The 18,695-nt window shown below is 64.2% G+C and carries 14 protein-coding genes; 9 read left to right on the forward strand and 5 right to left on the reverse strand.

Annotation, left to right across the window (positions count from 1 at the left end):
• Positions 1 to 3 precede the first annotated feature (3 nt).
• Positions 4 to 732: a nucleotide-binding protein gene (locus RBA40_RS04955; RefSeq protein WP_099875007.1), complete on the reverse strand. Its 729-nt coding sequence runs from the start codon at positions 730 to 732 to the stop codon at positions 4 to 6.
• Between the two features lie 102 nt (positions 733 to 834).
• Positions 835 to 1,317 carry a CinA family protein gene (locus RBA40_RS04960; protein ID WP_306646452.1) on the reverse strand — a complete coding sequence of 161 codons (483 nt, stop codon included), beginning with the start codon at positions 1,315 to 1,317 and terminating at the stop codon, positions 835 to 837.
• Positions 1,318 to 1,653: 336 nt separating this feature from the next.
• Between RBA40_RS04960 and RBA40_RS04965 the strand changes: the two genes are divergently transcribed.
• The 3 genes from RBA40_RS04965 to RBA40_RS04975 are packed head-to-tail and all read left to right on the forward strand — an operon-like array spanning position 1,654 to position 6,835.
• Complete coding sequence (locus tag RBA40_RS04965) at positions 1,654 to 2,229, forward strand: TOL_0243 family YfiR-like periplasmic protein (RefSeq protein WP_306646454.1); 576 nt, start codon at positions 1,654 to 1,656, stop codon at positions 2,227 to 2,229.
• Complete coding sequence (locus RBA40_RS04970; protein WP_306646456.1) at positions 2,226 to 4,253, forward strand: sensor histidine kinase, YfiR-like protein-associated; 2,028 nt, start codon at positions 2,226 to 2,228, stop codon at positions 4,251 to 4,253. The genes RBA40_RS04965 and RBA40_RS04970 overlap by 4 nt, the downstream gene beginning before the upstream one ends.
• Positions 4,250 to 6,835, forward strand: a complete 2,586-nt coding sequence (locus RBA40_RS04975; protein ID WP_306646457.1) for an EAL domain-containing protein — start codon at positions 4,250 to 4,252, stop codon at positions 6,833 to 6,835. Before RBA40_RS04970 ends, RBA40_RS04975 begins: the two co-directional genes overlap by 4 nt.
• A gap of 6 nt (positions 6,836 to 6,841) precedes the next feature.
• Here RBA40_RS04975 and thiL read toward each other — a convergent pair whose 3' ends face one another.
• A complete protein-coding gene (thiL, locus tag RBA40_RS04980) occupies positions 6,842 to 7,810 on the reverse strand; it encodes a thiamine-phosphate kinase (RefSeq protein ID WP_306646781.1) in 969 nt (322 codons plus the stop codon).
• A 38-nt stretch (positions 7,811 to 7,848) separates the two neighbouring features.
• Positions 7,849 to 9,054 (reverse strand): hypothetical protein, encoded by a 1,206-nt coding sequence (locus tag RBA40_RS04985; RefSeq protein WP_306646459.1) that lies wholly within the window; start codon positions 9,052 to 9,054, stop codon positions 7,849 to 7,851.
• A 320-nt stretch (positions 9,055 to 9,374) separates the two neighbouring features.
• Between RBA40_RS04985 and RBA40_RS04990 the strand changes: the two genes are divergently transcribed.
• The 6 genes from RBA40_RS04990 (at position 9,375) to RBA40_RS05015 (ending at position 17,363) form a co-directional block, all read left to right on the forward strand.
• On the forward strand, positions 9,375 to 11,687 hold the full coding sequence (locus RBA40_RS04990; RefSeq protein WP_306646461.1) for an NADP-dependent malic enzyme: 2,313 nt from the start codon (positions 9,375 to 9,377) through the stop codon (positions 11,685 to 11,687).
• A 323-nt stretch (positions 11,688 to 12,010) separates the two neighbouring features.
• Positions 12,011 to 13,057: a GDP-mannose 4,6-dehydratase gene (gmd, locus tag RBA40_RS04995; protein WP_306646463.1), complete on the forward strand. Its 1,047-nt coding sequence runs from the start codon at positions 12,011 to 12,013 to the stop codon at positions 13,055 to 13,057.
• Between the two features lie 10 nt (positions 13,058 to 13,067).
• On the forward strand, positions 13,068 to 14,003 hold the full coding sequence (locus tag RBA40_RS05000; RefSeq protein WP_374710452.1) for an NAD-dependent epimerase/dehydratase family protein: 936 nt from the start codon (positions 13,068 to 13,070) through the stop codon (positions 14,001 to 14,003).
• Positions 14,000 to 15,133, forward strand: a complete 1,134-nt coding sequence (locus tag RBA40_RS05005) for a glycosyltransferase family 4 protein (protein WP_306646467.1) — start codon at positions 14,000 to 14,002, stop codon at positions 15,131 to 15,133. The genes RBA40_RS05000 and RBA40_RS05005 overlap by 4 nt, the downstream gene beginning before the upstream one ends.
• A 31-nt stretch (positions 15,134 to 15,164) precedes the next feature.
• Positions 15,165 to 16,310 carry a glycosyltransferase family 4 protein gene (locus tag RBA40_RS05010; protein ID WP_306621800.1) on the forward strand — a complete coding sequence of 382 codons (1,146 nt, stop codon included), beginning with the start codon at positions 15,165 to 15,167 and terminating at the stop codon, positions 16,308 to 16,310.
• 267 nt (positions 16,311 to 16,577) lie between these two features.
• Positions 16,578 to 17,363: a substrate-binding periplasmic protein gene (locus RBA40_RS05015; protein ID WP_306646469.1), complete on the forward strand. Its 786-nt coding sequence runs from the start codon at positions 16,578 to 16,580 to the stop codon at positions 17,361 to 17,363.
• 283 nt (positions 17,364 to 17,646) lie between these two features.
• On the opposite strand, the gene RBA40_RS05020 is transcribed toward RBA40_RS05015, so the two are convergent.
• Positions 17,647 to 18,687, reverse strand: a complete 1,041-nt coding sequence (locus RBA40_RS05020) for an RNA methyltransferase (protein WP_306646471.1) — start codon at positions 18,685 to 18,687, stop codon at positions 17,647 to 17,649.
• Positions 18,688 to 18,695 lie beyond the last annotated feature (8 nt).

The raw sequence follows: 18,695 nt of genomic DNA on the forward strand, positions 1-18,695 counted from the left end.
GTCTTACCACTGGACTTTGTCGAGTTGCTCGAACAGGTCGCGGAACACCACCTTGATGCGCTGCTTTTCCATGACGTTGAATTTGTCGCTTTCGCGCACTTCATTGGCGGTCAGGCGCGCGATGTTCATTTTCTTGATGTCGGCGCCGAAGGTGTCGGCGTTGCGTTGCGACAGCACCACGCGCCCGCACACGCGCCCGGCATTGTCGGCATAGGTTTGCGATTCTGTAAACACCTTGCCGGTGGCCGATTGCAGCGGGCCGAAGTGTTCGTTCTCCCACAGCACCAGCGGCACGCTGGTCGACTTGGCGGTCGACACGAATCCCATGGCCGTGTCGTGCAGGGTGTCGCCACCGCCAACGATGGTGTGGATGTACACCTTGCGCCCCGATTCCTTGAGCAAGTCGAAGCAATCGTTTTCCAGCAGGTAACCCATCAGCGGCGAAAAGGTATTGGCGCCGTTGTCGATCACACAGTTGCCTTCTTCTTCCAGCAGGTCGATCATCAGCGCGTCGAAGCGCTTGGGGTCGATGTTGCGCGCGTCGGTCATGACCGGCACGTGTTTCACGTCCATCGCCTTGTAGCGCGAAAAGGTGGCGTTTTCCTGGTCGGTATCGTAGCAGCGCAGGGGCCGCTCGTCCTTGCCGGCCAGCCATTGCGCCAGGATGGTCGAGACCAGGGTCTTGCCGATGCCGCCCTTGCCCTGCAGGATGAAATGAACCGTATTGTGCATCGAATTGCTCCAGAAAATGACCGGCGCCGGTGCGCGTGCCGGCCCGGCAGGTGTCAACGCAGGGGAAGAACAGGACGATGGCGCCAATCCGCCATCGCGCTTCTATTCGATGATGCGCAGCAGCCCTTGCAGCGCGTGCACCACGGTCTGCTCGCGCACGGCGTGGCGGTCGCCGGCGAACACCAGGCGCTCGGTGAGGATGGTGTCGCCCCTGGCCCAGCCGAAGCAGACGGTGCCGACCGGCTTGCCCGGCACCGCGCCGCTCGGGCCGGCGATGCCGGTGGTCGACAAGGCCACGTGCGCGTTGCTGTTTGCCAATGCACCGGTGGCCATGGCGGACGCCACTTCCTCGCTGACCGAGCCCAGCTGCGCCATCAGCGCCGCCGACACATCGAGCAGCTCGGTTTTCGAGGCATTGGAATAGGTCACGAAGCCGCAATCGAACCAGCCGGTCGAGCCGGCCACCTCGGTGACCGCTTGCGCTACCCCGCCGCCGGTGCACGATTCGGCGGTCACCAGCAGCAAGCCTTTCGCTTGCAGCGCGCGGCCGACTCTGGCGGAAAGATCGAGAATGTCGTTCGTCACGTGTTGCTCCTTTTGGATGGTCAGGGGACCATGGTTGCGGATCGAAAATACGGATCGGGGAAGGGCGCACCGACGACGGCGCGGCCCTGCGATTCTACTTTACCATGCACTCTGCAACACTGTCCGTCCACCCTGTTGCAAGGTTTCAAAAGGGATATCCAAGCGACCTAAAAAAGCGTAGAGTGGATCTGAAGAAATCGTCGTGCGCGCCCGGCGTTTGTGCCGTGCGCCGCCAGCCTGTTGCTCTGCTATGCTGGGCTTTGCCGCTGAGTTTGCTTTTCTGTCTGATCCGGATTGGAGTCCCATGTCCCCGATTCTTTTGCTTGCCGAACTGCCATGGCGGGCCTGAGCCGGTTCGCATTGCGCAGGCGTGCGGTACGCTCGCTGGCGCTGCCGGCGCTGTTGGCGATGCTCGCCTGGAGCGGCGTCGCCGCGGCCCAGCCCAGCGTCGAAAACCAGGTCAAGGCCGCCTACCTGTTCAAATTCGCCGGCTTTGTCGAGTGGCCTGAAGGCAGCTTCACGCGCATCGACAGCCCGCTCCAGATCGGCGTGGCCGGCAACGACGCCCTGGCCGACCAGCTCGAACAAATGGTGGCCGGGCGCACCGTCGCCGGGCACGCCATTTCGGTGCGCAAGCTACGCCGCGGCGATGCCCTGCACGGCGTCCATATCCTGTTCATCGGCGCCGGCGAACGCTCCTCCGTGATCGACATGCTGGCGGCCGCGCGCGGCCAGTCGGTACTGACCGTCTCCGACGCCGACGACAGCATTGCTTTGGGGTGCATGATCGCTTTCGTGGTGGCCCAGGACCGGCTGCGCTTCGACGTCGCCCTCGGCCAGGTCAACTCCAGCCGGCTGCGCATCAGCGCGCGCATGCTGGCCGCCGCCAACCGTGTGCAGGGGGCCACATGATCATCCGCTCGATCCGTGAAAAACTGGTCACGGTGGTGATGCTCACCACCCTGGCGGCGCTGCTGGTGTCGATCGGCACCGTGATCGCCTACGACCTGCGCAACTACCACAAGGCCCTGCTGGGCGACATGGCCACCCAGGCCGAACTGCTTGGCCACATGACGTCGGCCGCGCTGACGTTCGACGACGCCCGCCTGGCCACCGAAAACCTGGCGCTGCTGCGCATTCGCCCGTCGGTGCGGGCCGGCGCCATCTACGACGCCAAGGGCGCCCTGTTCGCCTCCTACCGCGCGCCGGGCGAACTGCATCCGTTCCCGGTCAGCCCCCAGACCGACGACCTGCGCGTGAGCGGCGACGACCTGCTGCTGTACCGCAGGGTGGTCGAAAACGGCGAACTGCTCGGCACCGTGTACCTGCGCGCCGAATACACGCTGGTCGCGCGCGCGGTCGACTACCTGAGCATCGCCGCCGGCGTGATCGCGCTGGCGATGCTGATCGCCTGGCTCATGACGCGCCGGCTCGGGCGCATCGTCACCGCGCCGATCGTCGCGCTCACCGAAACCGCGCGCGAAGTGGTCAGCACGCGCGACTACTCGCGCCGCGCCCCGCGCATCAGCGACGACGAGGCGGGCGAACTGGTGGACTCGTTCAACGCCATGCTCGGCGAGATCGAGCAGCGCACCGGCGCGCTCGAAACGTCGCACCATGCGATTGCGCGCGAAGCCGAGGAGCGCGCCCGCGCCCAGCAGGAAATCATGGACCTCAACGAGCAGCTTGAGGTGCGCGTGCACGAGCGCACCATGCAGCTGGAACTGACCAACGCCGAACTGGAAGTGGCCATGGCGGCGGCCAAGAACGCCAACCAGGCCAAGTCGGCCTTTTTGTCGTCGATGAGCCACGAGCTGCGCACGCCGCTCAACGCGATTCTCGGCTTCGCCCAGATATTGACGTCCGAATCGCTGCCCTCGACGCTGTCGCAAAAGAAGGAGTTCGCCGGCCACATTCTCAAGTCCGGGCGCCACCTGCTCACCTTGATCAACGAAATCCTCGACCTGGCCAAGGTCGAATCGGGCACCGTCACATTGTCGATGGAGCCGGTGGCGCTGGCCGACATGCTGGTCGAGTGCCGCAACATGACCGAACCGCTGGCGCAGCAGCGCAAGATCCGCATGCTGTTCCCGGACGCGCCGGGCGCCGTGGTGCAGGCCGACCGCACGCGCCTCAAACAGGTGCTGCTCAATTTGCTCTCGAACGCCATCAAGTACAACCGCGAGATGGGCGCGGTGGTGTGCGACTGCAGCGTCATCACCGCCAACCGCGTGCGCCTGTCGGTGCAGGATACCGGCATGGGCCTGCGCCCGGAGCAGATCTCGTCCCTGTTCCAGCCGTTTAACCGCCTGGGACAGGAAAACGGCAGCGAGGAAGGCACCGGCATCGGCCTGGTCGTCACGCGCCGCCTGGTGGAGCTGATGGGCGGCGAAATCGGCGTCTCGAGCAGCGTCGGCGTGGGCACCGTGTTCTGGATCGAACTGGGCCTGACCCAGCCGGTGCCGTCGGCCGTTGGCGAAGCGGTGGTGCTGACGCTGGAACACAAGCCGGCGCCCGTGCCGCTGGCCGACCACAGCCTGCTGTACGTCGAAGACAACCCGGCCAACCTGAAGCTGGTGCAGGAGATCGTGCGCTTCCGGCCCGACCTGCACCTCCTGACCGCGCCGGACGGCCACCTGGGCATCGAACTGGCCAAGGCGCACCTGCCGGACGTGATCCTGATGGATATCAACCTGCCGTGCGTGAGCGGCCTGGACGCGCTCAAGGAACTGCGCAGCGATCCGCGCACGGCGCATATTCCGGTCATCGCGCTGACCGCCAACGCCATGCCGCGCGATGTCGAGCGCGGGCTGGCCAGCGGCTTTTTCCGTTACCTCACAAAACCGATCAACATTGACGAATTCAACGAGGCGATCGACAGCACCCTTGCATTCGCCGACACGCGGCAGCTTGCGCAGAAAGCGCGGAATCCATGATATCCCTCGATGACATCCACAACGCTGCCATCCTGATCGTCGACGACCAGCTGGTCAACGTGCAGCTGCTCGAATACCTGCTCACGACCACCGGCTACACCAATGTGAGCAGCACCACCGACCCGCGCGAAGTAGCGGCCAGGCACCTCCAGCACCGCTACGACCTGATCATCCTCGACCTGCACATGCCGGGCATGAGCGGCTTCCAGGTGATGGAGGCGCTGGCGCCCATGGAAACCGAAGCCTACCTGCCGGTGCTGGTGGTGACGGCCGAACCGGATAAGAAGCTGGCCGCGCTCGACGCCGGCGCGCGCGACTTCGTCGGCAAGCCGTTCGACCCGGTCGAAGTGCTCACGCGCATCCGCAACATGCTCGAAGTGCGCCTGCTGCACCGCGAATCGAAGAGCTACGGCACCCTGCTCGAACAGACGGTGCGCGAGCGCACCGCCGAACTGCAGCGCTTTCGCAGCGCCATGGACGCCACCAACGACGCCATCTTCCTGATCGACACCGGCAGCATGACGGTCGTCGACGTCAACGACGGCGCCTGCCGCATGCTCGGCTACCAGCGCGACGAGCTGCTGCGCCTGGACCCCACGGTGTACGGCCTGGCCGGCCCGGGGCAGCTGGCGCGCCAGGCCGACCCGGAGCGCGACGCGATACGCTACCCCGACCTGGTCGAAGACCACCTGACGCGCGCCGACCTGCGCGAAGTGGCGGTTGAAGTCTACTGGCAAACCCAGAGCGTGGGCAGCACGCGCATGCTGATCGCCGTCGCGCGCGACATCAGCGAGCGCCTGGCCGCGCGCCAGCGCCTGGCCCACCTGGCCAGCTACGACAGCCTGACCGGCCTGCCCAACCGCACCCTGTTCTACCAGACCTTGCGCGAAGCGATCGAGCTGGCGCAGGACAAGCAGTGGCGCATCGTGGTGCTGTTCATCGCGCTCGACCGCTTCAAGACCGTCAACGATTCGCTCGGCTCGGCCCTGGGCGACGAGTTGCTGCGCCAGTTCAGCACGCGCCTGGTGCAGTGCGTGCGCATTCGCGACACGGTCGGGCGCCTGGGCGGCGACGAATTCGCCCTCATCCTGACGATGACGCGCAACCAGCAGGACGCCGTCAACGTCGCCAACGAAGTGCGCGACACGCTGCGCGCGCCGTTCGACCTGCAGGGCAAGCAGGCCGGCCTGACGGCCAGCATCGGCATCGCCATGTACCCGGACGACGCCCTTGACCCCGAGACCCTGATCAAGTACGCCGACACGGCCATGGGCCGCGCCAAGGAAGCGGGGCGCGACGGCTACCGCTTTTTCACCGCCGGCATGAACGTGCAGGTGCTGGCGCGGCTCGATCTTGAACTGGCGCTGCGCCACGCGCTGGAGCACGGCGAATTCCTGCTGTACTTCCAGCCCAAGGTGAACCTGCGCACGGGCCGCATCAGCGGCGCCGAAGCGCTGCTGCGCTGGAACCGGCCCGGCTATGGCCTGGTGTTCCCGGTCGAATTCGTGCCGGTGATGGAGGAAACCGGCTTGATCGTGCGGGTCGGCGCGTGGGTGATCGACGAAGCCTGCCGCCAGATCGCGCTATGGTCGGCCAGCGACGTGGGCGACGTGCGCGTGGCTGTCAACGTATCGAGCCGCCAGTTCGTCGAAGGCGACCTGGAAGGCGAAATCCGCGCGGCGGTCAGCCGGCACGGGATCGACCCGACGCTGCTCGAACTGGAGCTGACCGAAAGCGCGCTGATGTCCAACGCCGAGCACACGATTGCGGTGCTGGGCAATCTCAAGCAGCTTGGCATCACGATTGCGATCGACGATTTCGGCACCGGCTATTCGAGCCTGGCGTACCTGAAGCGCTTCCCGATCGACAAGCTCAAGATCGACATCGCCTTTGTGCGCGACGTGACGGTCAATCCGGACGACGCGGCGATTGCCCTGGCCATCATCGGCATGGCGCATTCGCTGCACATGCAGGTGATCGCCGAAGGGGTGGAGACACCGGCGCAGATGGCTTACCTGCGGCGCCACCGCTGCGACGAAGTGCAGGGTTTTCATTTCAGCCGCCCGCTGCCGGCCGCGGAGTTCGGCGAGATGGTGCTGGCCAATGTGGCGCAGCCGTCCGAGCCGGAGTCGCCCGACAGCCATCGCCAGACCTTGCTGATCGTGGACGACGACGTCAATGTGCTGTCGTCGCTGCACCGGCTGTTCAAGCGCGATAACTACCGGATTCTGACGGGGGTGTCGCCGGCCGAAGGCTTCGAGCTGCTGGCGCTGCACACGGTGCAGGTGATCGTGTGCGACCAGCGCATGCCGGGCATGAGCGGCACCGAGTTCCTGAGCAAGGTCAAGGAACTGTATCCGGACACGATACGGATCATCCTGTCCGGCTACACGGGGCTTGAAGCGGTGCTCGACTCGATCAACCGCGGCGCGATCTACCGCTTCTACACCAAGCCGTGGGACGAGACGCAGCTGCGCGATAACGTGCGCCTGGCCTTCCATCATTACTGGCTGATGAATGGGCCCAAGGACGATCCGCATAATGCGCACTTTGCCGAGGCTGGGCAGGTGCCGGCGGAATAGAGTCAGTCAGGCGCTGGCGAAGTGGTCGAAACCGGCCAGCTTCAGGTCGAGCGCGAGGCCGGCGGCGTCGACCAGGCGCAGGCCCGGTGCGGCGTCGATTGTCCCGACGCGCGTAACCGCAGTGCCACTTGCATGACCGGCTGCCACGATGGCGTCGCGCCGTGAACTCGGGGCCGTGAAGCACAACTCGTAATCGTCGCCGCCGGCGGCGCAGAACTGGCGCCGCAGCGCCTGCGGCTGCGCGGCCAGTACCGGTCCGGCGGGCAGCGCGTCGACGTCGAGCGTGGCGCCGACGTTTGAGGCGGCCAGGATGTGACCGAGGTCGCCCACCAGGCCGTCGGAGATATCGATGGCGGCGTGGGCCAGGCGCTCGCCGGCCAGCGCCAGGCCGAGCGCCACGCGCGGGGCAGGCGTGTGCATGCGGGTACCGGCCGCGAGCAGGGCGGCATCGTCGAGCCGGTATTCCTTGCGGTAGCCGGCCAGGGCGAGGCGGGCGTCGCCCAGCGTGCCCGAAATCCACAGGTCGTCGCCGGCGATGGCGGCATCGCGCCGCAGCGCGTGGCCGGGCGCCAGTTCGCCGAAAATGGTGATGCAGATGTTCAGCGGGCCTTTGGTGGTGTCGCCGCCGATCAGTTCACAGTCATGCTGGTCGGCCAGCGCGAACAGGCCGGCGGAAAACCCGGCCAGCCAGTCGGGATTGGCCGTCGGCAGCGCCAGCGCCAGCGTAAAAGCAAGCGGCCGCGCACCCATCGCGGCCAGGTCCGACAGGTTCACCGCCAGGCACTTGTGGCCCAGCATGCGCGCATCGGCACCGGCGAAGAAATGGCGGTCCTCGACCAGCATGTCGGATGAAATGGCCATCTGCATGCCGGGGGCGGGGGCGAGCAGCGCGCAATCGTCGCCGATGCCCAGCGCGGCCCGGCCCGGGCGCTGACGTTTGAAGTACTGCTTGATGAGGTCGAATTCGGAGAGCATGCGCGATTGTACAGCCATGCCAGCTCCGCGTCGGCACCTTACAGGCGGCCCAGCTTGACCTCCACCAGGCGGCCTTTTTTCTGGAACTCTTCGTTGACCGTCACCAGGATGCGTCCCTGCGCATCTTCCGCGATCGAGGTCACCTGGCTGGTGGCGTCCGCCGACGTACGCTTGTAACCCGGCAGCAGGGTCGACAGGTCGGTCCACTGGTCGCCGTTGTCCGCCGACCATGCTAAATAGGGCAAGCCCTTGGCCTTGTCGAAACCGGCGGCGACGATCACGTTGGGCTTACCGGCAGGCGAGAGCAACTGGGTGATGTAGGGATAGTTGACGCCGCCCGTCAGCGGTTGCTTGAGCACGAACTTGTAGCTCTTGCCGCTGTCATCGCTGCGCAGCAGTCCGCCTTCGACGCCGATGAACACGCGCTCGCTCTTGCCCAGCGTGGTAATCAGATGCACGTTGCGGTTCTCCAGTTCCGGCACGCTCAACTGCACGGGGACCGTGGAAGCGAGCGCGGAATTGTCGGCGTTCATGGTGTAGGCGCGCACGTAGGCCATGTCGAGCGGACATTCGCCGCCCGTCAGCAGGCGCCCGCCCACCACCTCGAACGACTGGTGGGTGCAGCTCATGCTGTCCATCGTCCCCATGATCGGACGCCAGGTGGCGCCCTGGTCGTTCGAGACCTGCACATTCTGCCCGGCGCCGCCGTTGGCGAACCAGCGCTTGCCGACCGCCTTGACATCGGCCACGTACATGCGTTCGCAATAGGTTGCGTAGCAGATCCGGAAGTCCTTGTCCTTGGGGATGAAGCTCATCTTCGCCTGGTCCAGCTCGCACAAGGTATGTTCGTCGGCGCTGCCCCAGGCCGGCTGCATCAGGAGCGTCTTGCCGTCAACCTGCTTCAGTTCGGCCGCGCGCCGCGTTTCGACCTGATCGCTGGCCGGCAGCTTGCACTTGCCCAGGCCGACCGTTTGCCAGGCCGACTTGACGCTGACCCCGCGCGCGGTGGCCAGGATGGCGCTGCCGTCGGTTTCGGTATTGGTCAGCGCGACGTAGGCATTCTTGTCGTCGATGGTAATCGAGTTCATGCCGCGCTCGTGATTCATCAGCACATCGACGCGCGCGATCGGGTCCGGCGCGGGAGGGGGCAAGGGTTTGCCCCCGTCGCCGCCGCCACCGCCGCATCCGGTCAGCAGGGTGGCGGCGATCAGTCCGGCGGGAAGGCAGTGTTGGATAGGTTTCATGGGACGCTCTTTCGACAGGGTTGGCGGAAGCTCGCGCCGCGCAGGGTCAGGGTTCCCGCCCGCAGCGCCGCGATGCCCGTGCATTGTCCGGCCGGCCCGCGGCATGGGTCTATTGCGTTTCTGTCTAGGATTTGTATCAACTGTCAGCGATGTGTACCGTGCTGTAGCGCCGAGCGAGCGATCGCTTTTTTGTTTGTTGCGATGAAATTTTCATGTTTTGGGGCAATTGACCCGAAGTTGGTGAAAATACGTAGCTTGTTGAAAGATCACGTCTGATAAAATCCTCAGTCCCCGACAGTACACAGGAAGGCCGTACCAGCATGGATTCGTCACCAGAGAAGAAGGAAGAACTGCGCCAGCAACTGCGCCTCGCCGCGCTCGAGTATCACGAGAGCCCCCGTCCCGGAAAAATCAGCGTCACGCCCACCAAGCAGCTGCTCAACCAGCGCGACCTCGCCCTGGCGTACTCGCCCGGCGTGGCGGCTCCGTGCGAAGAAATCGTCAAGGACCCGGGTAACGCCTATAAATACACGGCGCGCGGCAATCTGGTGGCCGTCATCACCAATGGTACCGCCGTGCTGGGCCTGGGCAATATCGGTCCGCTGGCGTCCAAGCCGGTGATGGAAGGCAAGGGCGTGCTGTTCAAGAAGTTCGCCGGCATCGATGTGTTCGACATCGAAATCAACGAGCAGGATCCGGACAAGCTGGTCAACATCATCGCCTCGCTGGAACCGACGTTTGGCGGCATCAACCTGGAAGATATCAAGGCGCCCGAGTGCTTCTATATCGAGCGCCAGTTGCGCGACCGCATGAAGATTCCAGTGTTCCACGATGACCAGCACGGTACCGCGATCATCGTCGGCGCCGCGATCCTGAACGGCGTCAAGGTGGTCGGCAAGGATATCCGCGAGTGCAAGCTGGTGGTGTCGGGCGCGGGCGCCGCGGCGCTGGCCTGCCTGGAACTGATCGTCGACCTGGGCTTCCCGATCGAGAACATCTACGTGACCGACCTGGCCGGCGTGGTCTACAAGGGCCGCGTCGAACTGATGGACCCGGACAAGGCGCGCTTCGCGCAAGACACGCCATACCGCACCCTGGCTGAAGTGATGCCGGGTGCCGACATTTTCCTGGGCCTGTCCGCTGGCGGCGTGCTCAAGCAGGAGATGGTCAAGGAAATGGCGGCCAATCCGCTGATCCTGGCGCTGGCCAATCCGACCCCGGAAATCCTGCCGGAAGAAGTCAAGGCCGTGCGCGGCGACGCCATCATCGCCACCGGCCGTTCGGACTATCCGAACCAGGTGAACAATGTGCTGTGCTTCCCCTACATTTTCCGCGGCGCCCTCGATTGCGGCGCCACCACCATCACGCGCGAAATGGAAATTGCGGTCGTGCACGCGATTGCCGACCTGGCCCACGCCGAGCAGTCGGACGTGGTGGCCACCACCTACGGCATCAGCAACCTCTCGTTCGGTCCGGAATACCTGATCCCGATGCCGTTCGATCCGCGCCTCTTGATTCACATCGCCCCGGCCGTGGCCAAGGCGGCGGTCGAATCGGGCGTGGCAACGCGTCCGATCGCCAACCTGGAAGCCTACGCCGACAGCCTGCAGCAGTTCGTGTACCGCAGCGGCACCTTCATGAAGCCGCTGTTCGCGGTGGCCAAGGCGGCCCCGCCGGAACTCAAGCGCATCGTCTACGCCGAAGGCGAAGAAGAGCGCGTGCTGCGCGCCGTGCAGGTAGTGGTCGACGAGAAGCTGGCGCGCCCGATCCTGGTCGGCCGTCCGAGCGTGCTGGAGCAGCGCATCGAGAAGTTCGGCCTGCGCCTCAAGCAAGGCGAGCATTTCGACGTCATCAATCCGGACCACGAAGACCGCTACCGCGATTACTGGCAGACCTATTACGCGATGACCATGCGTAAAGGCGTAACCCAGGAATACGCCAAGCTGGAAATGCGCCGCCGCCACAGCCTGATCGGCGCGATGATGATCCACAAGGGCGACGCCGACGGCATGATCTGCGGCACCTTCGGCACCACCAGCCTGCACCTGCACTATATCGACCAGGTATTGGGCAAGCGCGACGGTGCCAATGTGTACGCGGCGATGAATTTCCTGATCCTGCCGGAACGCCAGATGGCCATCGTCGACACCCACGTCAACGAAAACCCGAGCGCCGAGCAGCTGGCCGAGATCACCATCATGGCGGCCGACGAGATGACCCGCTTCGGCCTGATTCCGCGCGCGGCGCTGTTGTCGCACTCGAACTTCGGTTCGGCCAACAGTGCATCGGCGCAAAAGATGCGCGCCGCGCTGGCGCTGGTGCAGCAAAAGGCGCCGCAGCTGGAAATCGATGGCGAGATGCACGGCGACGTGGCGCTCGACGCCAAGCTGCGCATGCAGCTGATGCCGCACTCGACCCTGCAGGGCGAGGCCAACCTGCTGGTGATGCCCAATATCGACAGCGCCAACATCGCCTACAACCTGCTCAAGACCGCGGCCGGCAACGGCATCGCGATCGGCCCGGTGCTGCTCGGCTGCGCCAAGCCGGTGCACATCCTGACCCCATCGGCCACGGTGCGCCGGATCGTCAACATGACGGCCCTGTGCGTGGTCGACGCGGTCTCGGAGCGCTGATCGGCAAGTAACACCGCGCTGTGTTTTGCGCGCCAGAACGGCCGGCATCGTCATCGATGCCGGCCGTTTTTTGTAGTAAATTCGCACAGGATAAACGTGCATTATTACATTTCATTACAGTTCAAGATAGGCGTAACAATGCGTAAGCTGGCGCCGCCCGTCCCGGCAATCGGGGCATAATATCCACGCTAGTTGTTGTTCATATTGCACGGAACTTTTTTGCGTAAAGAATGATCAAAGCGATTCTGTTACAATGCTGAGTTGTTAACTGCGAGTTGGCCGTGCAGATTACCGCTCTCCAACTACACACGAATATCACGAATATGCAAAAAACAACAAAAAAAGCCCTGATTACCGGGATCACCGGGCAAGATGGCGCTTACCTTGCGCAGTTGTTGCTTGAAAAGGGCTACCAAGTCACCGGGACGTATCGGCGCACGAGTTCGGTCAATTTCTGGCGTATCGAAGAGCTTGGTATTCAGGCTCATCCAAATCTGCGCCTGGTCGAATACGACCTGACCGATTTGTCGTCCAGCATACGCCTGATCCAGACCGCCGAGCCTGACGAGGTGTACAACCTCGCGGCCCAGAGTTTCGTCGGTGTGTCGTTCGAGCAGCCAGTTGCTACCGCAAGCATTACGGGTCTGGGGGCAGTTAACCTGCTCGAAGCGATTCGCATCGTCAACCCGAAAGCGCGCTTCTACCAGGCATCGACCTCCGAAATGTTCGGCAAGGTCCAGGCCATCCCGCAAGTCGAGGATACCCCGTTCTACCCGCGCAGCCCGTACGGTGTGGCCAAGCTGTACGCCCACTGGATGACGGTCAATTACCGCGAGTCGTATGGCATCTTCGGTTCCAGCGGCATTTTGTTCAATCACGAATCGCCTCTGCGCGGCCGTGAATTCGTTACCCGCAAGATCACCGATTCGGTCGCCAAGATCGTGCTCAACAAGCTCGACGTGCTGGAACTGGGCAATCTCGACGCCAAGCGCGACTGGGGTTATGCCAAGGAATACGTCGAAGGCATGTGGCGCATCCTGCAGGCCGCACAGCCCGACACCTTCATCCTGGCCACCAACCGTACCGAAACCGTGCGCGACTTCGTCACCATGGCGTTCAAGGGCGCGGGCATCGATATCGAATACACGGGCACGGGCGAAGCCGAGAGAGGCCATTGCGCCCGTACCGGCAAGCTGCTGGTGCGCATCAGTCCCAAGTTCTACCGTCCTGCCGAAGTCGAGTTGCTGATCGGCGATCCGGCCAAGGCCATGCGCGAACTGGGCTGGGCGCCGAAAACCACGCTGGAGCAGTTGTGCCAGATGATGGTCGAGGCCGACATGCGCCGCAACGAACAGGGTTTTTCCTTCTGATATGACGGGCATGGTCACGGAAACGTCCCCCGCGCCCGGCGCCGAAGGGCAGGGCAAACGTGCCCTGATCACCGGCCTGCACGGCTTCACGGGGCGCTACGTGGCGCGCGACCTGGCCGCTGCCGGCTATCGCGTGTTCGGTACCGTGGTGCCGGGCCATGGGAGCGATGCTCCTGAACCCGATGTGTTCGCGGTCGACCTGCTTGATCGCGCCGCCGTGGCCGCCATGGTCGAACAGGTGCAGCCGGACGTCGTGGTGCACCTGGCCGGCATCGCTTTTGTTGCGCATGCCAACGCCGAACTGATTTACCGCGTCAACATCGTCGGTACCCGCAACCTGCTCGAAGCGCTGGCGGCCCAGCGCCACCAGCCGTCGGCGGTGCTGCTGGCATCGTCCGCGAATGTCTACGGCAACGCCAGCGTCGGCCAGATCGATGAGTCCCTGGCGCCCGCGCCGGCCAACGATTATGCCGTCAGCAAGCTGGCCATGGAACACATGGCGCAGTTGTGGGGCGACAAGCTGCCGATCATTATCGTGCGGCCATTCAATTATACCGGCGTTGGCCAGGATGACAATTTCCTGCTGCCCAAAATCGTTTCGCATTTCCGCAAGGCGGCGCCGGTGATCGAACTGGGCAACCAAGCCATCGCGCGCGATTTTTCCGACGTGCGCATGGTGGCCGACAGCTACCGCCGCCTGCTGGTGGCCAACGTCGCCGGCCAGACCTTCAATATCTGCTCCGGCCAGGCGCATTCGCTGGGCGAGGTCATCGCGCTGATGGAGTCGATTGCCGGCTACCGGATCGAAGTGAAGGTCAATCCGGCGTTTGTGCGCGCCAAGGATGTGCTGGTCCTGATGGGCAACAATGAAAAACTGCGCAGCGCGATCGGGGCCATGTCCCCGATTCCGCTCGCCGACACGCTGCGCTGGATGTACCAGGCGTGAGCCGCCTGCGCGTCGGCCTGGGAACGACCATGATCGAACCGGGCCTGACCGGCGGAAGACTGGACGGGATCGGCGTGTACACCCAGGCGCTGCTGCAGCACTTGCCGCAGGCCGGCTGCGATGTGGCCGCCTGGTCGTATCCGCGCCTGCGCGGCGACGCCACGGCGATCAGCGTGGGCCAGGCGATGCCGCAATCGTTCGAAGCGGCCAGCCTGACCGACCTGCTCACCCCGGGGGCGAACCGGGTGCACATGCCGGCCGATATTTTTCACGCGACCGATTACCGTATCGTGCGCATGGATTGCCCGGTGGTGGCGACCCTGCACGATGCGCTGCCGATCAAGTATCCGCAGTGGTGCAGCCCCGGCATGCGGCGCGCCAAGAACTGGATGCAGCAAAAAGCCGCGCGCAAGGCACAACATGTGATCGCGGTGTCGAACTTTGCGATCGGTGAACTGGTCGAATGCTTCGGGGTAGATGAAAACAGGATCAGCGTGGTGCCCAACGGCGTCGATGCGGCGTGGCTACAAGCGCCCGATGCGTCGGCGGTGGCAGCGACCTTGCTCCGCAACGGTCTGCGCGCGGGCTATTTTTTGTTTGTCGGTACTTTGCAGCCGCGCAAGAACGTCGAGCGCCTGCTCAGTGCCTACCTGAGTTTGCCGGACGCGCTGCGGGCCGAGCGCCAGCTGGTGATTGTCGGTAGCGCCGGCTGGCGCTGCGAAGAGCTGATCGCGCGTATCAAGGCGGCGCAGCAGGGTGGCGAGCAGGTCGTATGGCTGAACCAGCTGACCGGCGCCGACGGCCTGCGCCATGTGTATGCGGGCGCGGGCGTGTTTGTGTTTCCGTCCTTGTACGAAGGTTTCGGTATCCCCGTCGTCGAGGCGTTTGCATCGGGGGTGCCGGTAGTGGCCTCGAATAGCAGTTCCTTGCCGGAAGTAACCCGGGGCGCGGCGCTTGACGTCGATCCGGGCAACACTGGTGACATCGCCGCGGCGATGCAAGCGCTGGCGCGCGACGATGCGCTGCGCTCGCGTTGCATTGCGGCGGGCCGCGCTCGCGCAGCCCAGTTGACCTGGCACGACACCGCGCTGCAGACCGCCGCCGTGTATCGTGCCGTCCTTTCACAATAATTTGCCGTCGTACTGAGCCACTTGCGAAACTATGCGTGTCCTACATTTCTATAAAACCTATTTCCCGGAATCGGTGGGCGGCGTCGAGCAGGTCATCCGGCAGATGTGCGTCGGCACCGGCCGCCTGGGCGTGCGCAATGAGGTACTGACGCTCACGCGCCAGAAGGAAAAGCGCGACGTCGAATTCGAAGGCCACAAGGTGCGCCTGCTGCCGCTCGACTTCGAGATTTCCTCGACCGGTTTTTCGCTGGCTGCGTTCGGCGAACTGGCGCGCATGGCCGAAGAAGCGGACGTGGTGCATTACCATTTCCCGTGGCCGTTTATGGACCTGGCGCACTTTATTTCGCGCATCAAGAAGCCGAGCCTGGTGACCTACCACTCCGACATCGTGCGCCAGAAGCAGTTGCTGCGCCTGTACCAGCCGCTCAAGCACCGCTTCCTGCAAAGTGTCGACACCATCGTCGCCACCTCGCCAAATTACATGGCATCGTCGGCCGTGCTTGACCGTTATCGCGACAAGACGCGCGTCATCACCTACGGCCTGGACAAGACCATTTATCCGGAACCGGACCAGGCGCGCATGGACAAATGGCGCGCGCAGATCGGCGAGCGCTTTTTCCTGTTCGTCGGTGTGCTGCGTTATTACAAGGGCTTGCATATTTTGCTCGATGCGGTCGCCAATACCGATTATCCGGTGGTGATCGTCGGCGCCGGTCCGATCGAGAGCGAGCTCAAGGCGCACGCCGAGCGGCTCGGCCTGACCCACGTGCTGTTCGTCGGCGCGCTCGACGAGGCCGACAAGGTGGCCTTGCTGACCCTGTGCTACGCACTGGTGTTCCCGTCGCATTTGCGTTCGGAAGCGTTCGGCATTTCGCTGCTGGAAGGGGCGATGTACGGCAAGCCAATGATTTCGAGCGAGATCGGCACCGGCACGACCTACATCAATATCGATGCGGAAACCGGATTGGTCGTGCCGCCGAGCGATCCGCAAGCGTTCGGCGACGCCATGCGCAAGCTGTGGGATAACCCGGAACTGGCGCAAGCCATGGGTGAGCGCGCCGAAGCACGCTACTGGGAATTGTTCACCGCCGAGCAGATGGCCAAGAGCTACACCGCGCTGTATCACGAACTGGTGGCGCGTCACGCCACCGTGGCGCTGGCGCAAGTGCAGGCGTAAGTCCTGGCATGTGTCTTTCCGGCGGCATTGCCCGCTGCGTGGAGCTTGACCGGCGTGATTGGCTTCGAACGTAACGCCGTCATGCCTGCCAGTGGCAGGAGTGACGGTGTGAAAGTCACGGACACAATGACTTAGTCAGCGCCAACTTCCATCCCTTTTTTGCATTCGCGGACTAAATTTCCTCCGGCTGGTTCGTACTCAGCAGCACGATTGCCGCCCCAAGGCGGGAACTGGTATGCTTTGACGAGGGAATCGCAAAGGCCGGGTATGGTGAAGCAGTTATTACTTGTTGCGGGATTGCTGGCTGGGGCGCCTGTCCGTGCCGGCTTGCCGCAGGCGCCGCCCCGGCTGTACATCACGACCGAATATTCGCCGCCGGCCAGCATGCTCGATGGCGAGCGCGTGATTGGCTATTCCACCGAAAAAATCCGCGAAATCATGACGCGTACGTCGATCAGCTATTCGATCGACCTGCTGCCCTGGAAGCGCGCCTACACTGCGGCCGTGCAGCGGCCCGACGGCTGCGTCTACGCGACCACCCGCACCCCCGAGCGTGAGCGGCTGTTCAAATGGGTCGGGCCGACCGACGAGGGCGAGTGGGTGCTGCTGGGACGGGCCGACCGCGCTTATCAGCTCAACACCCTGGAAGAGGCGCGCGCGCTGCGCATCGGCACCTACAACGGCGACGCGCGCGACGACTATCTGCGTTCGCGCGGTTTCCAGGTCGATCCGGCGCCGAACGACATGCTCAATCCGCAAAAACTGTTGATGAACCGGATCGACCTGTGGGCTGCCGGTTTGCGTCCTGGCAGCGGCGTGCTCGAACAAAACGGCTGGGCGGGGAAGATTGTGCCGGTGCTGGTATTTAACCGGATCAAGGTCTATCTCGCCTGCAACCGCGCCATTCCCGACGCCGTGATCGACAAGATGAATGCCGCGCTCGACGCCATGAACCGCGACGGCACCTCACGCCGGCTTGAGCGCAAGTACGACAACTGGGTGACGCGCAAGCCGACCGAGGCGGAGGCCGGGCAGGGCGTTCCGGCCCGCTAAAGAACCGGCCGGACGGGGGGCAAAGGTCAGGGGCGCAAAGGTCAGGGATCGCACCAGACGGCCCCAGACGCATCGGCCCGGGCACGCAGCTACTCAGGCACGCAACTACTCAGGCACGCAACTACTCAGGCACACAGCTTCTCAGGGGCACAGCTTCTCAGCCACACAGCTACACAGGCACACAGCTTCTCATGCCCGCAGCGGCGGGAACGGTGCAGACCGCGCCAGGGCAAGCTGCCCCATGACGCGATGACCCCGCCATGCCCCCTGACAGACCGAACGGTTAGGCCGCGCCTGCCCGGCCGATCGTAATCGTCCTGCGCACCGGTGCTGCGGCGCGTGCGCGCAGTTGCCCGCAGCCGCCGTCGACATCTTGCCCCGCCGAATCGCGCAGCTTGGTCAGCACACCGCGCTGATGGAGCGTGGCGGCAATGGCACGCGCACTCTCCCAACTGGGCCGCTTAAACGCCAGATCCGGAATCGTATTGTATGGAATCATGTTCAGCACGGCATATTTGCCTTTTAACAGGCGTACGATGCCGTCGATCTCGTCCTCCCCATCGTTAATGCCTTCGAGCAGGGTCCACTGATACTGCACCGGGTAGCCGGTCAGCCGGGCATACTGCTCGCCCGCCTCGACCAGTTGCTCGGGCGTGATGCGCGGCGCGCGCGGCAGCAATTGCTCGCGCAGCGCGGGCTTGGTCGTGTGCAGCGACAGTGCCAATGCAGGTTTGACCACGCCCTGCGCCAAACGTTCAAACACGCGCGGGTCGCCCACAGTCGAAAACACGAGGTTCTTATGCCCGATATTGCCTTCCGTCCCCAGCAGGTCAATGGCGTCGAGCACATTGTCGAGATTATGGGCTGGCTCGCCCATGCCCATGAAGACCACTTTTTTCACCGGCCGCTGGGTGCGCGCTAGCACCACCTGGGCGATGATCTCGCCGCTGCTGACCTGGCGGATGAGCCCCTCGCGTCCGGTCATGCAGAACTGGCAGCCGACCGCACAGCCGACCTGGCTGGACACGCACAGTCCATCGCGCGGCAGCAGCACGCTTTCGACCGCCTGGCCATCGGCCAGTCCGACCAGCAAGCGGGCCGAGCCATCTTCACCGGGATGCGAGGAAATCAGCCGTGCCATGGCCTGCAGCTCGGCGTCGAGCGCGGGCAGGGCGGTGCGTACGCCAAGAGGGAGGAAGTCGTTGGGACGGCGCCGTCCCTGATCGTAGGGGCGGCCCTGGACCCAGTCGCGCAGCACGCGCTGTTCGTGCAAGGGCAGGGCGCCCAAGGCGCGCAGGCGCTGGCGGATGGATGTAAGTTGCATCGCGCTAT

The organism is Massilia pseudoviolaceinigra (assembly GCF_030846505.1).
GTDB lineage: Bacteria > Pseudomonadota > Gammaproteobacteria > Burkholderiales > Burkholderiaceae_D > Telluria_A > Telluria_A violaceinigra.